This is a genomic window from Bacillus safensis FO-36b (assembly GCF_000691165.1).
In the GTDB taxonomy this organism is placed as follows: Bacteria; Bacillota; Bacilli; order Bacillales; family Bacillaceae; genus Bacillus; species Bacillus safensis.
In genome coordinates, this window is record NZ_ASJD01000001.1 from 527,988 (window position 1) to 542,871 (window position 14,884).

General features: G+C 41.5%; 13 protein-coding genes. 12 read left to right on the top strand and 1 reads right to left on the bottom strand.

Translation table 11 applies throughout. The features are described 5' to 3' along the window. Positions 1-17: 17 nt before the first annotated feature. The 9 genes from dxs (at position 18) to BA81_RS02780 (ending at position 10,239) form a co-directional block, all read left to right on the top strand. Entirely contained in the window at positions 18-1,919 is a 1,902-nt protein-coding gene (gene dxs / locus BA81_RS02740; RefSeq protein ID WP_034280265.1) for a 1-deoxy-D-xylulose-5-phosphate synthase, read from the top strand. Next, on the top strand, positions 1,916-2,770 hold the full coding sequence (locus BA81_RS02745; protein WP_034280266.1) for a TlyA family RNA methyltransferase: 855 nt from the start codon (positions 1,916-1,918) through the stop codon (positions 2,768-2,770). The genes dxs and BA81_RS02745 overlap by 4 nt, the downstream gene beginning before the upstream one ends. A 163-nt stretch (positions 2,771-2,933) precedes the next feature. Then, positions 2,934-3,383 carry a transcriptional regulator AhrC/ArgR gene (gene ahrC / locus BA81_RS02750; protein WP_024422938.1) on the top strand — a complete coding sequence of 150 codons (450 nt, stop codon included), beginning with the start codon at positions 2,934-2,936 and terminating at the stop codon, positions 3,381-3,383. 33 nt (positions 3,384-3,416) lie between these two features. Further along, positions 3,417-5,150: a DNA repair protein RecN gene (gene recN, locus BA81_RS02755; protein WP_034280267.1), complete on the top strand. Its 1,734-nt coding sequence runs from the start codon at positions 3,417-3,419 to the stop codon at positions 5,148-5,150. Positions 5,151-5,349: 199 nt separating this feature from the next. Beyond that, positions 5,350-6,627: a SpoIVB peptidase gene (gene spoIVB / locus BA81_RS02760; RefSeq protein WP_034280268.1), complete on the top strand. Its 1,278-nt coding sequence runs from the start codon at positions 5,350-5,352 to the stop codon at positions 6,625-6,627. Between the two features lie 285 nt (positions 6,628-6,912). Next, the gene (spo0A, locus tag BA81_RS02765; protein ID WP_034280269.1) at positions 6,913-7,716 is read left to right on the top strand and encodes a sporulation transcription factor Spo0A; all 804 of its coding nucleotides are present in this window, start codon (positions 6,913-6,915) and stop codon (positions 7,714-7,716) included. A gap of 271 nt (positions 7,717-7,987) precedes the next feature. Continuing rightward, positions 7,988-8,185: a hypothetical protein gene (locus BA81_RS02770; protein WP_024422934.1), complete on the top strand. Its 198-nt coding sequence runs from the start codon at positions 7,988-7,990 to the stop codon at positions 8,183-8,185. Then, the gene (locus BA81_RS02775; protein WP_024422933.1) at positions 8,173-9,273 is read left to right on the top strand and encodes a Rap family tetratricopeptide repeat protein; all 1,101 of its coding nucleotides are present in this window, start codon (positions 8,173-8,175) and stop codon (positions 9,271-9,273) included. The genes BA81_RS02770 and BA81_RS02775 overlap by 13 nt, the downstream gene beginning before the upstream one ends. A gap of 228 nt (positions 9,274-9,501) precedes the next feature. Continuing rightward, positions 9,502-10,239 (top strand): glycerophosphodiester phosphodiesterase, encoded by a 738-nt coding sequence (locus BA81_RS02780; RefSeq protein ID WP_034280270.1) that lies wholly within the window; start codon positions 9,502-9,504, stop codon positions 10,237-10,239. Between the two features lie 36 nt (positions 10,240-10,275). On the opposite strand, the gene BA81_RS02785 is transcribed toward BA81_RS02780, so the two are convergent. Beyond that, entirely contained in the window at positions 10,276-10,512 is a 237-nt protein-coding gene (locus tag BA81_RS02785) for a DUF2627 domain-containing protein (RefSeq protein ID WP_024422931.1), read from the bottom strand. 149 nt (positions 10,513-10,661) lie between these two features. Here BA81_RS02785 and BA81_RS02790 point away from each other — a divergent pair, with 149 nt between their 5' ends. The 3 genes from BA81_RS02790 (at position 10,662) to bcd (ending at position 14,873) form a co-directional block, all read left to right on the top strand. Then, positions 10,662-12,734: a sigma-54 interaction domain-containing protein gene (locus BA81_RS02790; protein WP_034280272.1), complete on the top strand. Its 2,073-nt coding sequence runs from the start codon at positions 10,662-10,664 to the stop codon at positions 12,732-12,734. A 124-nt stretch (positions 12,735-12,858) separates the two neighbouring features. Further along, positions 12,859-13,752 carry a phosphate butyryltransferase gene (gene yqiS, locus BA81_RS02795; protein ID WP_034280273.1) on the top strand — a complete coding sequence of 298 codons (894 nt, stop codon included), beginning with the start codon at positions 12,859-12,861 and terminating at the stop codon, positions 13,750-13,752. A 26-nt stretch (positions 13,753-13,778) separates the two neighbouring features. Then, a complete protein-coding gene (gene bcd, locus BA81_RS02800) occupies positions 13,779-14,873 on the top strand; it encodes a branched-chain amino acid dehydrogenase (protein WP_003215658.1) in 1,095 nt (364 codons plus the stop codon). Positions 14,874-14,884: the final 11 nt, after the last annotated feature.

Consider the following 14,884-nt stretch of genomic DNA (forward strand, 5'->3'; position numbering starts at 1 on the left):
AAGCGAGTTGATCCTGATTGGATCTTTTATCAATAAAAAATCCAACGTTTCTAAAAGGAATGTCAAATGCAGAATTAGAGGAGCTTAGTGCTGACATTCGCATGTTTTTAATTGAGTCCTTGGCTAACTCTGGCGGGCATATCGGTCCGAACCTGGGTGTCGTTGAACTCACGGTTGCCCTTCATAAAGTATTTGACAGCCCGAAAGACAAATTCCTTTGGGATGTTGGACATCAGTCTTATGTTCACAAGCTGTTAACTGGAAGAGGGGCGGAGTTTGATACACTTCGTCAATATAAAGGACTTTGCGGTTTTCCTAAACGAAATGAAAGTGAGCATGATGTTTGGGAAACAGGCCACAGCTCAACCTCATTATCTGGCGCGATGGGAATGGCGGCCGCGCGGGATATTAAAGGGACAGATGAATATATCCTGCCGATTATCGGAGACGGTGCATTAACCGGAGGTATGGCTCTTGAAGCTCTGAATCATATCGGTGATGAAAAGAAAGATATGATCGTCATCTTAAACGATAATGAAATGAGTATTGCACCAAACGTCGGTGCAATTCACACCATGCTTGGCAGACTGCGAACAGCAGGCAAGTACCAATGGGTAAAGGACGAGCTCGAATATTTATTCAAGCGGATCCCAGCTGTTGGCGGAAAGCTTGCTGCTACAGCAGAGCGTATTAAAGACAGCCTCAAGTATTTACTAGTGTCTGGCATGTTTTTTGAGGAAATGGGATTCACATACTTAGGTCCTGTTGATGGACATTCTTATGAAGATCTTTTTGAAAACCTTGAATATGCAAAGAAAACAAAAGGTCCTGTTCTGCTGCATGTCATCACGAAAAAAGGAAAAGGCTATCAGCCGGCAGAATCCGATAAAATTGGGACATGGCACGGCACAGGTCCATACAAAATTGATACAGGTGATTTTGTAAAACCAGCAGCTGCTGCACCGTCATGGAGTGGTCTTGTCAGTGAAACAGTCAGAAAGCTGGCGCGGAAAGATGAGCGAATTGTGGCCATCACGCCTGCGATGCCTGTTGGCTCAAAACTTGAAGGCTTTGCAAAGGAATTTCCTGAGCGAATGTTTGATGTAGGGATCGCTGAGCAGCATGCAGCCACAATGGCAGCTGGGCTTGCGACGCAGGATATGAAGCCATTTTTAGCGATTTATTCAACGTTCCTGCAAAGAGCTTATGATCAAGTGCTGCATGATATTTGCCGCCAAAACCTCAATGTTTTTATCGGAATTGACCGTGCGGGTCTTGTCGGTGCTGATGGAGAAACGCATCAAGGTGTGTTTGATATTGCCTTCATGCGTCATATGCCGAATATGGTGCTCATGATGCCGAAGGATGAAAATGAAGGCCAGCACATGGTCAATACAGCCATTCAGTATGATGACGGTCCAATTGCCATGCGTTTCCCGCGCGGAAATGGGCTTGGTGTGAAAATGGATGAACAGCTCAAAACCATTCCGATTGGATCTTGGGAGGTTCTTCGCCCAGGGAAGGATGCCGTCATCTTAACATTCGGTACGACGATTAAAATGGCGCTGCAAGCAGCTGAGGAACTTCAAAAAGAAGGGAAATCAATTCGTGTCGTCAACGCTCGGTTTATTAAACCGCTTGATGAAGCGATGCTAAACGACATTCTTTCTGAAGGGATTCCGATTTTAACGATTGAAGAAGCTGTGCTCCAAGGCGGGTTTGGCAGCAGCGTATTAGAATATCTACACGACAAGAAAGCATCACATATCAAAGTAGAACGCATGGGTATCCCAGATCAATTTATTGAGCATGGAAGTGTTGATGCCCTGCTTGAAGAAATTGGACTGACGAAAGCACATGTTGCTGAGACTTTACGTGACCTGCTTCCAGCAGCACCAAGAAAAGGAATTGGATCATGACATCAAAGAAAGAACGACTTGACGTTTTATTAGTCGAACAAGGACTAATGGAAACAAGAGAGAAAGCAAAGCGTGCCATCATGGCAGGGATCGTTTACTCAAATGAAAACCGTTTGGATAAACCAGGAGAGAAAATTGCTCGTGATACGCCGCTTACAGTGAAGGGGAACCCTCTCAAATACGTAAGCCGCGGCGGGTTAAAACTTGAAAAAGCGCTAAAAGAATTTGATCTGACAGTTGAAGGGAAATTGCTGATTGATATTGGCTCATCAACAGGCGGATTTACAGATTGTGCTCTTCAAAATGGAGCAGTCAAATCATATGCTGTAGACGTTGGCTACAATCAGCTTGCGTGGAAATTAAGGCAGGATGACAGGGTCATCGTCATGGAGCGCACCAATTTCCGCCATTCCGTCCCAGCTGATTTTACTGAAGGGTTGCCAGAAGTGGCATCGATTGATGTATCTTTTATCTCACTCAAACTCATTCTGCCGGCTTTAAAGCATATTCTTGTGCCGGGTGGTGACTGTATTGCGCTCGTCAAGCCTCAATTTGAAGCAGGCAGAGAGCTTGTTGGGAAAAAAGGCATCGTGCGTGAGCCCTCTGTCCACCTTGGTGTACTAGAAGAGATGAATCAATTTGCTGCAAAAGAAGGTTATGATGTAAAGGATGTATCATTTTCGCCTATCACTGGTGGAGATGGAAATATTGAATTTCTGCTTCATTTAGTGCTTCATCCTGATCAAGAAGAAAATGCGGCACTTCCTGCTTCACAACTTGAGAAGGTCGTGAAGGAAGCCCATTCTGTTTTGAAAGAAAAGAAAAACAGCCCTGAGCCGGCTGACACATGAAATCATTGAAACAAAAGGAATAATAGCTCGCTATTATTCCTTTTTACATGGTCAAAAGACAAGAATTGGCCGTATCTCACGTAATGCTTGTTTTTTGAACTGTGCATCATATAACATAGAACGTAAAGACAAACTGAGAATGAAACGCCTAGGGGGGTCAAATATGAATAAAGGTCAAAGGCATATTAAAATTAGAGAAATCATTGCAAGCCAAGAAATCGAAACACAAGATGAATTGGTCGATATTTTGAAAGCCGATGGATATAACATCACACAAGCGACCGTTTCTAGAGATATTAAAGAATTACATTTAGTGAAAGTTCCGACAAACAATGGAACATATAAATACAGTCTTCCTGCGGATCAGCGGTTTAATCCGCTGTCAAAGCTGAAGCGGTCCCTAATGGATGCATTTATTAAAATGGATGCTGCCAGTCATTTAATTGTTCTTAAAACAATGCCGGGTAATGCTCAGGCGATTGGTGCTTTAATGGATAATTTAGATTGGGAAGAAATTATGGGAACGATTTGCGGGGATGATACCATTTTAATCATTTGCCGCACCCCAGATGATACAGAGACAGTTTCGAGCAAAATTTTAGAGCTTCTATAAAGAATCAGGTTTACTAAAAGAGGTGTCAAATGAGTGTTAGCAGAACTAACCATTAAAAACTTTGCAATCATTGAAGAGTTAACGGTTTCATTTGAAAAAGGACTAACGGTTCTAACGGGGGAAACAGGTGCCGGAAAATCCATCATGATTGACGCTGTCTCACTTCTCGTGGGAGGAAGAGGTTCCTCTGAATTTGTCCGCTACGGTGAAAAAAAAGCAGAGCTGGAAGGGCTTTTTCTTGTACCAGCCGATCATCCTGTATTTGCTCTATGCGAAGAGCAGGGAATTGACGCATCAGATGAAATGATGATTCTCCGCCGTGATATTAACAACAGCGGGAAAAGCATTTGCCGGATTAATGGAAAGCTTGTCACCATCTCACTTTTACGGGAAGTAGGACGGCTTTTGCTTGATATACATGGACAGCACGATAACCAGCTGCTCATGGAAGATGAAAATCATCTGCATTTGCTCGATCAATTTGGAGCAGAAGAAATTGCACCGGCTCTCTTGCAGTATCAAGAAGCATATGATCAATATATGAAGACGGCTCAAAAGCTCAGGCAGCTGTCTGAGAATGAGCAGGAAATGGTGCACCGCTTAGATTTACTGCAATTTCAGCTAGAGGAGATTGAGGCGGCACAATTAGAGCCGGGGGAAGATGAGAGGCTTCAGGAAGAGCGACATCAAATCAGCAACTACGAAAAAATCTATTCTTCACTCCAAAACGCGTACAACGCTTTGCGTAATGAGCAAGGAGGACTAGATTGGGTTGGTATGTCCTCAAGCGAGCTTGAGCAGGTGTCTGAAATCAACGATGATTTGAAAAAGTTATCTGAACAAGTGTCGAACTCCTACTACTTATTAGAGGATTCAACTTTCCAAATGCGAAGCATGCTGGATCAATTAGAATTTGATCCGGCTCGTCTTGATTTTATTGAGTCCAGGCTGAATGAAATGAAGCAGTTAAAACGAAAATACGGCACAACCGTTGAGGAAATTTTGGAGTATGCGGCGAAGATTGAAGAAGAAATAGATCAAATCCAAAATCGAGACAGCCATTTGCAGACGCTCAAAAATAAATTAGATGCGATGAGCCGTGATGCTCTGCTGGAAGCACTTAACGTTTCGGAGCTGCGTAAAAAATGGGCCAAAAAGCTAGCAAAGCAAATTCAAACAGAGCTCAAGGATTTGTATATGGAGAAGTCATCATTTGACACAGCTTTTTCTGTTCGATATGCGCCATTTGGCAGCACTGATTGTCCGCTATTAGACGGAAAACCTGTCCAGCTCGGGAAAAATGGAATCGACCAAGCACAATTTGTCATTTCTACAAATACAGGCGAACCGATGAAATCTTTATCGAAAGTAGCCTCAGGTGGAGAAATTTCACGTGTCATGCTCGCTGTGAAGAGTATTTTCTCAGCTAAACAAGACGTCACATCCATTATTTTCGATGAAGTTGATACAGGTGTCAGCGGCAGAGTGGCACAAGCCATTGCTGAGAAAATTTACAAAGTTGCGTCTGGATCACAAGTGCTCTGTATTACACACCTGCCTCAAGTAGCCGCAATGGCTGACACGCATCTCTTCATTTCTAAACGCTCGAAAGCGGGCAGAACACTGACGAGTGTCAAACCATTAAGTCATGAAGAAAAAGTGAGTGAAATTGGCCGGATGATTGCCGGTGTGGAAGTGACTGAGCTGACAAAACAGCACGCAAAAGAACTATTGCACCAAGCAAATGATGTCAAAACAACAGGGTAGCTGAATCATCAGCTGCCTTTTTTTATGTTGTGTAAAAGCCGGCGTATATACCCATAAAATCGTCTTTTTCTTTTATCAATTTATCCAATCATTTTCTAAAGCTGCCGGTTATAAATCCTCTCGAAGAAGGCAAAAGTAAAGATGTAGCCAAAACATGAGTGTTCTGGTGTGGGTAAGGAGCGAGGAGAGTGAAAAATGAATGCCCGAAAAGATGAGAAAAGCCATTGGTGTGATTCTCCTTGTTTCTTTAATAAGTACAGGGTTTATGAGCATAGTGAAGGAGTACATCAGCATTCCAACAAATGTTGCTGTATTTGAAAAACAAAAGCACTCAATTGACACATCGATTGAAGCGTCAGCCAATGCTTCTTCACCAGCCTTTAGCCTTTCAGAGAAAAAGAATCAGCTGGATATTACAGGACAAAAGGCGGGAAAAGCCGAAATTGTTTATGATTTTAAAGGATTTCCTATTAAGAAAACAAAAGTTGACGTTCTCCCTGAATTAAAAGTCATTCCTGGAGGACAATCCATTGGCGTCAAGCTCCACTCTGTAGGAGTTCTCGTTGTAGGTTTTCATCAAATCACAACAGCAGACGGCAAAAAATCACCAGGTGAAGCCGCAGGCATTCAATCAGGGGATATGATCATTGAAATCAATGGTCAAAAAATGGAGAAAATGAATGACCTCACCCCATTTATTCAGAAAGCAGGGAAAACGGGTGAAACGCTTCGTTTGCTCATAAAGAGAGATCATAAAACCTTTCAAACAACATTAACACCCGCAAAAGATGCAAGTGAAGGCATCTATCGAATTGGTCTTTACATTCGTGATTCTGCAGCAGGAATCGGCACGATGACCTTTTTTGAACCTTCATCTAAAAAATATGGTGCCCTTGGGCATGTGATTTCTGACATGGATACAAAAAAACCAATTGTTGTCGACAATGGTGAAATTGTTAGATCAACCGTGACATCGATTGAAAAAGGCACAGGAGGAAATCCTGGAGAAAAATTGGCGAGATTCTCTTCCGAAAGAAAAACAATAGGAGATATCTCCCGCAACAGCCCTTTTGGTATCTTTGGTACATTAACCGAAAAGCTTGAAAATCATGTAGCAGATAAACCACTTCCAGTCGCTTTATCTAATGAAGTAAAAGAAGGTCCAGCAGAAATTTTAACCGTTGTGGATCATGATAAAGTGGAGAAGTTTAATATTAAAATTGTCAGCACAACACCTCAGAAATTCCCAGCAACTAAAGGAATGGTATTAAAGGTAACAGATGAGCGGCTCTTAAGCAAAACGGGCGGAATCGTCCAAGGAATGAGCGGAAGCCCCATCATCCAAAATGGCAAAGTCATTGGAGCTGTCACACACGTATTCGTCAATGATCCGACTAGCGGGTACGGCGTACACATTGAATGGATGCTGTCAGAAGCAGGAATCGACCTTTATCAAAAAAACAAAAAAGCAAGCTGATCATCAAACTGCCGCGAATTTTCCGGCAGTTTTTTTCTACCCTTTCTTTCTCTTCCATCATGTTATAAAATAAGGAAAAAGAGATTTTTCGACAAAATGGAAAAAAGCTTGTTGTCAAATTGCAATAATCGTCGATTCGTTAAGAAAAACGTAGAAAAAGCTAGATAATCCTCTATTATTCGGAAAATTAAAGTTTTTTAAAGGTGATAGCATGGTTTTGTCGAATTGAACACTCAGAAGAGAAATGCAAAAGACTAAAGGAATCGACATTGGGGAGGAAAGAACGTGGAGAAAATTAAAGTGTGTGTAGCTGATGACAATCGAGAGCTTGTTGGCCTTTTGACAGAGTACATTGAGGGACAGGAAGATATGGAAGTACTTGGCGTGGCGTATAATGGTCAGGAATGCCTGACATTATTTAAAGATAAAGAGCCCGACGTTCTCCTCTTAGACATTATTATGCCTCATTTAGACGGTCTTGCTGTACTAGAACGCCTCCGTGAAAACAATGAAATGACAAAACAGCCAAGTGTGATTATGCTAACGGCATTTGGACAAGAAGATGTCACGAAAAAAGCAGTTGATTTGGGCGCATCCTATTTCATTTTAAAGCCATTTGATATGGAAAACCTAGTAGGTCATATTCGTCAAGTCAGTGGAAACGGCACACAAGTTACCCATCGCTCTTCATCAATCCAAAACAGTGTTCTTCGTAACAAACCTGAACCGAAACGTAAAAACTTAGATGCGAGCATTACGACCATTATTCATGAGATTGGCGTGCCCGCTCATATTAAAGGCTATTTATACTTAAGAGAAGCAATTTCTATGGTGTACAATGACATTGAGCTTCTCGAAAGCATTACTAAAGTGTTGTACCCAGACATTGCAAAGAAATTTAACACGACTGCCAGCAGGGTAGAACGAGCGATTCGTCATGCCATTGAAGTCGCTTGGAGCAGAGGAAACATTGATTCCATTTCCTCACTCTTTGGTTATACTGTCAGCATGTCAAAAGCGAAACCAACCAATTCAGAATTTATTGCCATGGTAGCTGATCGCTTGCGATTAGAGCATAGAGCAAGCTAGTATCTTTTTCATGAAAAAACGTTTCTTCATTGAGACGTTTTTTTATTTTGAAAGATGTTGTAAAAAATTGGTTAGGTTGATAAAATCATCTTAATGTTTAAATTGGACAAACGGGCTGCTTTATTTTCAGAATAAAATGAAAAATAAAGCATGAAAAAAATAAAAAAGACATAAAGTAGTGGTAATCAGCTGCGCCAATCGATCATGAAGTCTTCAAAATAGAAGAAGAAAACGCTCATTCGTAAGAAAAAGGATGAGAGGAAAAGGTCTCATGGATTTGGTAATTAAAGCAAACGAGATCGAAAGTTCTATTTCTATTGACCTGATTGGTTGGCGTTTTAAAGTCACTGGCTTCTTAGAGATTGTGCCATTTGAACTGAATATTCCCATTGTCGAATTTAATAATTTTCACATTCTTTTACTATGCTATAATAATGAAAAGAAGAGGGTGAGGTTATGGGAAAGCTGAAAATCCACTCTGCTGAGGTAGCGAACGAAATTAGCAAGTGGACGAGGGTCATTTCTCAGAATGACTTAGAAAAATCTGCTGTCTATAAAGAGAAAATTCAGAATTTGCTAAAAAATACAGATGAAGACCGTGAAGTTCTCCTTTATTATCAGCTTGTTGACGGCAGACATGAAATGTTACTTGGAAATATTGAAAAAGCCAATCAAATTATGAAAAGTGTCGGAACGCTCGATGAGAAGGCAGATGACATTATTAATTTTTATTTTTACTTTTACAAAGGCCAATATGCTGCATATGTGAAAAAGTATGATGAAGCCATTAGCTTTTACAAAATTGCAGAACAGCGGCTAAAACGTGTGAATGAAGACCTGGAAGTAGGAACTTTTCACCATAAGGTTGCTTCGATCTATTACGAACTGAAACAAAATTTCATATCCATTAATCATATTAAAAAAGCCATCGATACATTCAAAGCGCATGAAGAGTACACAGCGCAGGCGATTGACAGCTTAATTTTACATGCAAGTAATTGTATTGATTTGTTCCAATTCGATGAAGCAGAGAAAAAGTATAAAGAAGCACTTGAGAAAAGTAAGCGCATTAACAATGAAGTGCTCATTGGGAAATGCTATCACAATTTAGCGGTTCTTTATTATGCAAAGCATGATTATGAAAAAAGCGCACATTATGCCAAAAAAGGGATGGGCATTCAAATTCACCGTGACAATAGCCATTATTACATCCAATCTTTATATGTTCTGGCCAATGCCTTGGTTCATTTAGGAGATCAAGAGGCGAGGGAATATATTAAAGAGGGTATTTTGTATAGTTGTGATATCCAAAATAATGAATATATAGTAAAATTTGAAATTTTGGATTTGATGTGCGAGAATAGTGGGGCAGCAGACGTATTCTCAGAAAAATTAGACTACATAGAAAAAAATAGATTATATGTGGAGCTTGAGGATTTGTCTGAACAAATATCGAAATACTTCAAGGAACGAAATGATTATCAAAATGCCATTCGTTTTCTTGAAAAGAAATTCGATGCACAAATACTTCAAAAGAAAGTGGAGGTTATCTTATGAAAAAGTTGTTGTTAGGTGTAACCGTTGTTACAGCAGTCGCAGTTGTTTCTTCCCTTTTTGCTCTTGACGCAGAGACGACAGAGCAAGCCATCAGAGCGATTACGTGATCGAATTTATCTGTCAACCTCTTCGTATGAATCAGAAGAGGTTTTTTTTATGCGCTCAAAACTGGAAAAACGAAAAAAGACACGTCATAATGAAAAGAAGCATCATATTTAGAGGTGACCTATGACGAAAATTTTTGCACACAGAGGCTTTAAAGGCATTTATCCTGAAAACACCATGATAGCTTTCGAGCATGCACTTCTTTCGGGAGCTGACGGAATTGAGCTGGATGTTCAGCTGACGAAAGACGGAAGACTTGCTGTCATTCACGATGAGAAACTGAACAGAACAACGAACATGAAAGGTTTAGTAAAAGACCATACATATGAAGAATTAAAAGCAGGAGATGCGAGTCATTCTTTCTACGAAGAAACCGGTGCTGTATCCGTTCCTCTTTTAGAGGAAGTATTAGAGCTAGTGACGCAGCAATCATCACTCATCATCAATATTGAACTGAAAAACTCCATTTATCGATATCCGGGTATCGAAGAGAAAGTAAAAAAGCAAATCGAGCATTTTCAAATAGAAGATCGTGTACTTGTTTCATCGTTTCATCACGGCAGTTTAGCTCTTTTTCACAAACTGATGCCGCATGTTGAACTAGCTGTTCTTACAATGGATGTGATCCATCAGCCGGAGATGTATATAAAAACAGTACCAGCAAGAGGCTACCATCCTAATATAAAGGGTGCCGGCGTGACCAAAGAGGTTGTGTCAGCACTCCATGCCGCTCAGCAAGTGATCAGGCCGTTTACAGTAAATAGTGAAAAGCAAATGAAAAACATGTTTTCCTTAGGTGTCGATGGCATCTTCACTGATTTTCCTGATCGAGCCGTGAAAATAAGAGAAGAAATGAAATAAAGACCTGCTCTAAATCAGCGGGTCTTTTTTCACGTTTTATCTCTGCTTAAAGCGAGCAGTCACTTTATTTCGTTTACGGTCTCTATATAAAATAAAGCCAGCCACTACATAAAGACCTCCCCCTAAAAATAACAACCCTGCAATTCCTTGCAGCCATAAATATGGAAATGGTGCAATGATGATGCCGAAAACAGTGTCACGCAGCAGCTTAATCCCAAGTGCTGCAAGCGCGCCAGGTATTAAAATAATCACTAGTGCAAGTATTCTCCCCATCAAATGTCCCCTTAAACGTCATTTACTTCCATTGTCTAATTCAAAAAATATTTTGTCAAGAAAGGAAAACGTGGTAATATAAGAGTTGTGCAATTTTTTGCAACGGAAAAATATGGTGTGCAAATTTTTTCATATAAAGGGGTAACGGGATGCAGAGAGTCTTGATTGTCGGTGCAGGACAAGGTGGATCAGCATTGCTTGAAACATTGCTGAAAACAAATACGATTCAAATCATTGCGATCGCCGACCTTGATCTTGAGGCACCGGGGATGGTAGAAGCGAAAAAGAATGGAATTGAGACGACAACGGATTGGAAAGAATACATAAAAGATGACATTGATATCATCATTGAAACAACAGGCAGTTCAGCAGTGCTAAAAGAACTGATTGAAAAAAAGCCAGAGCACGCAGTCATTGTGCCAAGTTCAATGGCTTACGTCATATCAGAATTAATGTCAGAAAAACAGCAGCTGATTCAAATATTAAAGGAACAAACCTATAAGCATGACCGCATTTTTAATGCAACGAACGACGGGATGATTTTTATAAACATGGATGAAGAAGTCGTCCTGTTTAATCGATCAGCGGCCAAAATGGTTGGATGCTCGCAAAAAGATGCGATTGGCCGTCATATACGAGAAGTGATCCCAAATACAAAGCTTCCCGACATTTTAAGATCGAGAGAGCCAGAATTTAATCAAAAACAATTTCTGAATCAGCAAATACAAATTGTGACAACGCGTTTGCCAATTATTGATGACGCGGGGAGAATGCTAGGTGCTTTATCCATTTTTAAAGATATTACAGATGCCGTTGAGCTTGCTGAGGAAGTGACCAATCTTAAAGAAGTACGAACGATGCTGGAGGCGATCATTCAATCGTCGGATGAAGCCATATCGGTTGTTGATGAGCAGGGAAAAGGGATCTTAATCAACCGGGCATACACGAAAATGACTGGATTAACAGATAAAGAAGTTGTGGGGAAACCAGCAGGTGCAGATATTTCTGAAGGAGAAAGCATGCATTTGAAGGTACTGGAAACAAGGAGACCAGTTCGAGGCGTCAGAATGAAAGTCGGACCGAATAAAAAAGATGTGATTGTCAACGTAGCGCCAGTCATCGTTGATGGCATTTTAAAAGGCAGTGTCGGGGTCATTCATGACGTATCAGAAATTCAATCACTCACGAATGAATTAAATAAAGCAAGGCAGCTCATCCGGACACTTGAAGCAAAGTACACTTTTGAAGACATCATTGGAGAAAGTGAGCAAATGCTTGTGGCACTTGAGCAGGCAAAGCTAGGCGCGAAAACGCCAGCCACGATTTTACTCCGGGGAGAATCAGGTACTGGAAAAGAGCTGTTTGCGCACGCCATTCACAATGAAAGTGACCGGAAATATAATCGCTTTGTACGGGTCAACTGTGCGGCCTTATCTGAGACCCTTTTAGAGTCAGAGCTTTTTGGCTATGAAGAAGGAGCGTTCTCTGGTGCAAGGCGGGGCGGGAAAAAAGGGCTGTTTGAAGAGGCAAACCAAGGCAGCATTTTTTTAGATGAAATTGGTGAAATGACGCCAAGTACACAGGCGAAACTGCTTCGTGTGATGCAGGAGAAAGAAATTGTAAGAGTAGGCGGAACAAAGGCCATACCAGTCGATGTTCGTGTGATCACGGCGACAAATGTCAATATTGAAAAAGCGATGGCGGAAGGAAAGTTCAGAGAAGATTTATATTATCGAATGAACAGATACCCGATCTCCATCCCGCCTCTAAGGCAGCGTCTTGAGGATATTGACTCATTAAGCAAACGTCTCATCCAAAAGATCAATTTAGACTATGGACGGAACGTGAGCGGGTTAACGGAACAGGCACTCAAAAGACTGCGATCATATAAGTGGCCTGGAAACGTAAGAGAGCTTGAAAATGTACTTGGACGAGCCATGATCTTTTTGAACCCGCAAGAAGAGTGGATTGATGAAGGGCATATTTCTTTCATGGAGTCAGAAGATCAGGAAGAAAAAGAGCAGCAGGAACTGGCTGTCAGTCAATTTGAGGGAGAGACGCTTTCTGATGCTGTTGAGGCATTTGAAGCGCAGCTGATTAAACAAACCCTTGAAAAGCATCAGTTCAATCGCACGAAAACAGCGAAAACGTTAGGGATCAGCATTCGGAACCTTTACTATAAAATGGATAAATATCAACTTGCAAAAGATAGCATGCAATAAAATGCATGTAACCTGCAAAAGATTGCACGAATGTCATGCAAATTGCCTCATTTTCACTGCATTTCAAACTGGCACGGAACTTGCATATAAAACATGAACCGAGCACAAGGAAAGGTGGGCATATATGAAGCTTGACGATCTGATTATGAAAGCCGCCCAGCTGCAGAATAAAACGGCGGCTGTGGCTCATGCAGAAGACGAAGAAGTGCTTCATGCCATCAAGATGGCAATTAAGCGTAAGGTCGCTCGCTTTCTCCTGGTTGGGAACAAACGCAACCTGAAGGAGCTAGTGAAGCAGCATGAAATCAATGAGGACTGGATAGATATTATTCATTCAGATTCTCCCGAAGAATCGGCCAAAATTGCCGTGCAGGCAGTGAGCGAGAAGCATGCAGATATTTTGATGAAGGGGCATGTCCCGACAGCCGTTCTTTTAAAAGCGGTACTGAATAAAGAATATGGGCTCAGGACAACGAGTGTCCTATCACATGTCGCGGCATTTGAAGTGCCGGGCTTTGACCGCTTTATTTATGTCACAGATTCTGCGATGAACATCGCGCCCGATTTAAATATGCTGAAAGAGATTACGATCAATTCTGTTCAAGTAGCAAAAGCTGTCGGAAACGACATGCCAAAGGTTGCAGTATTGTCTGCGGTGGAGGTCGTGAATCCGGCAATGGATTCAACTTTGACTGCGGCAAGTCTTGCGCAAATGAATCGGCGGGGGCAAATTTCTGGCTGCCTGATCGATGGGCCTCTTGCTTTAGACAATGCCATTTCTCAAACGGCAGCTTCTCATAAAAATATTACGAGTGATGTAGCCGGCCATGCAGATATTTTGCTTGTGCCAACAATTGAGGCAGGGAACATTCTTTATAAATCTCTCATCTACTTTGCACATGCAAAGGTGGGAGCTGTGGTGGCAGGAGCGAAGGCGCCGATTGCTTTAACAAGCCGGTCTGATTCAGCCGAAAGTAAGCTTTATTCAATTGCGCTTGCCATCTGTACATCAAATTAAGCGGAAGTAATAGGAGGAATAACACGATGGAACTTTTTAAATATATGGAACGATACGATTATGAACAGCTTGTATTTTGTCAGGATGAGCAGTCTGGCTTAAAAGCGATTATTGCGATTCATGATACAACACTAGGGCCGGCACTAGGCGGAACGAGAATGTGGACGTATGAAAACGAAGAAGCAGCCATTGAGGATGCACTGCGTCTAGCAAGAGGAATGACTTATAAAAACGCGGCAGCAGGACTTAATCTTGGCGGCGGAAAAACGGTCATCATCGGCGATCCGAGAAAAGACAAAAATGAAGAAATGTTCCGTGCATTTGGACGTTACATTCAAGGGCTGAATGGCCGCTATATTACAGCAGAAGATGTCGGTACAACGGTAGAAGACATGGATCTCATTCATGAAGAAACCGATTTTGTCACAGGGATTTCTCCTGCATTTGGTTCTTCTGGAAATCCGTCTCCCGTTACTGCTTACGGTGTATACAAAGGGATGAAAGCCGCTGCCAAAGCTGCATTTGGGACCGATTCATTAGAAGGAAAAACAATTGCCGTCCAAGGTGTTGGAAATGTCGCTTACAACCTGTGTAAACATCTGCATGAAGAAGGCGCGCAGCTCATTGTCACAGATATCAACAAAGACTCTGTCAAGCGAGCTGTTGAAGACTTCGGCGCAAAAGCAGTCGACCCTGACGATATTTATGATCAAGCATGTGATATTTATGCACCGTGCGCACTTGGTGCAACCATTAACGATGTGACCATTCCTAAGTTAAAAGCAAAGGTGATTGCAGGTGCTGCAAATAACCAGCTAAGAGAAACGCATCACGGTGACCTTATCCATGAAATGGGGATTGTATATGCTCCTGATTATGTGATCAATGCAGGCGGTGTGATTAACGTTGCTGATGAGCTTTATGGCTATAATGCAGATCGTGCGATGAAAAAAGTCGAAGGCATTTATCAAAATATTGAACGTGTAATTGAAATTTCAAACCGTGATGCCATTCCAACTTATAAAGCGGCAGACCGATTGGCTGAAGAGCGAATTGAAAGAATGCGCAAATCAAGAAGTCAATTCTTGCAAAATGGTCAACATATTTTAAGCCGTCGCTAAATTGAAGAATG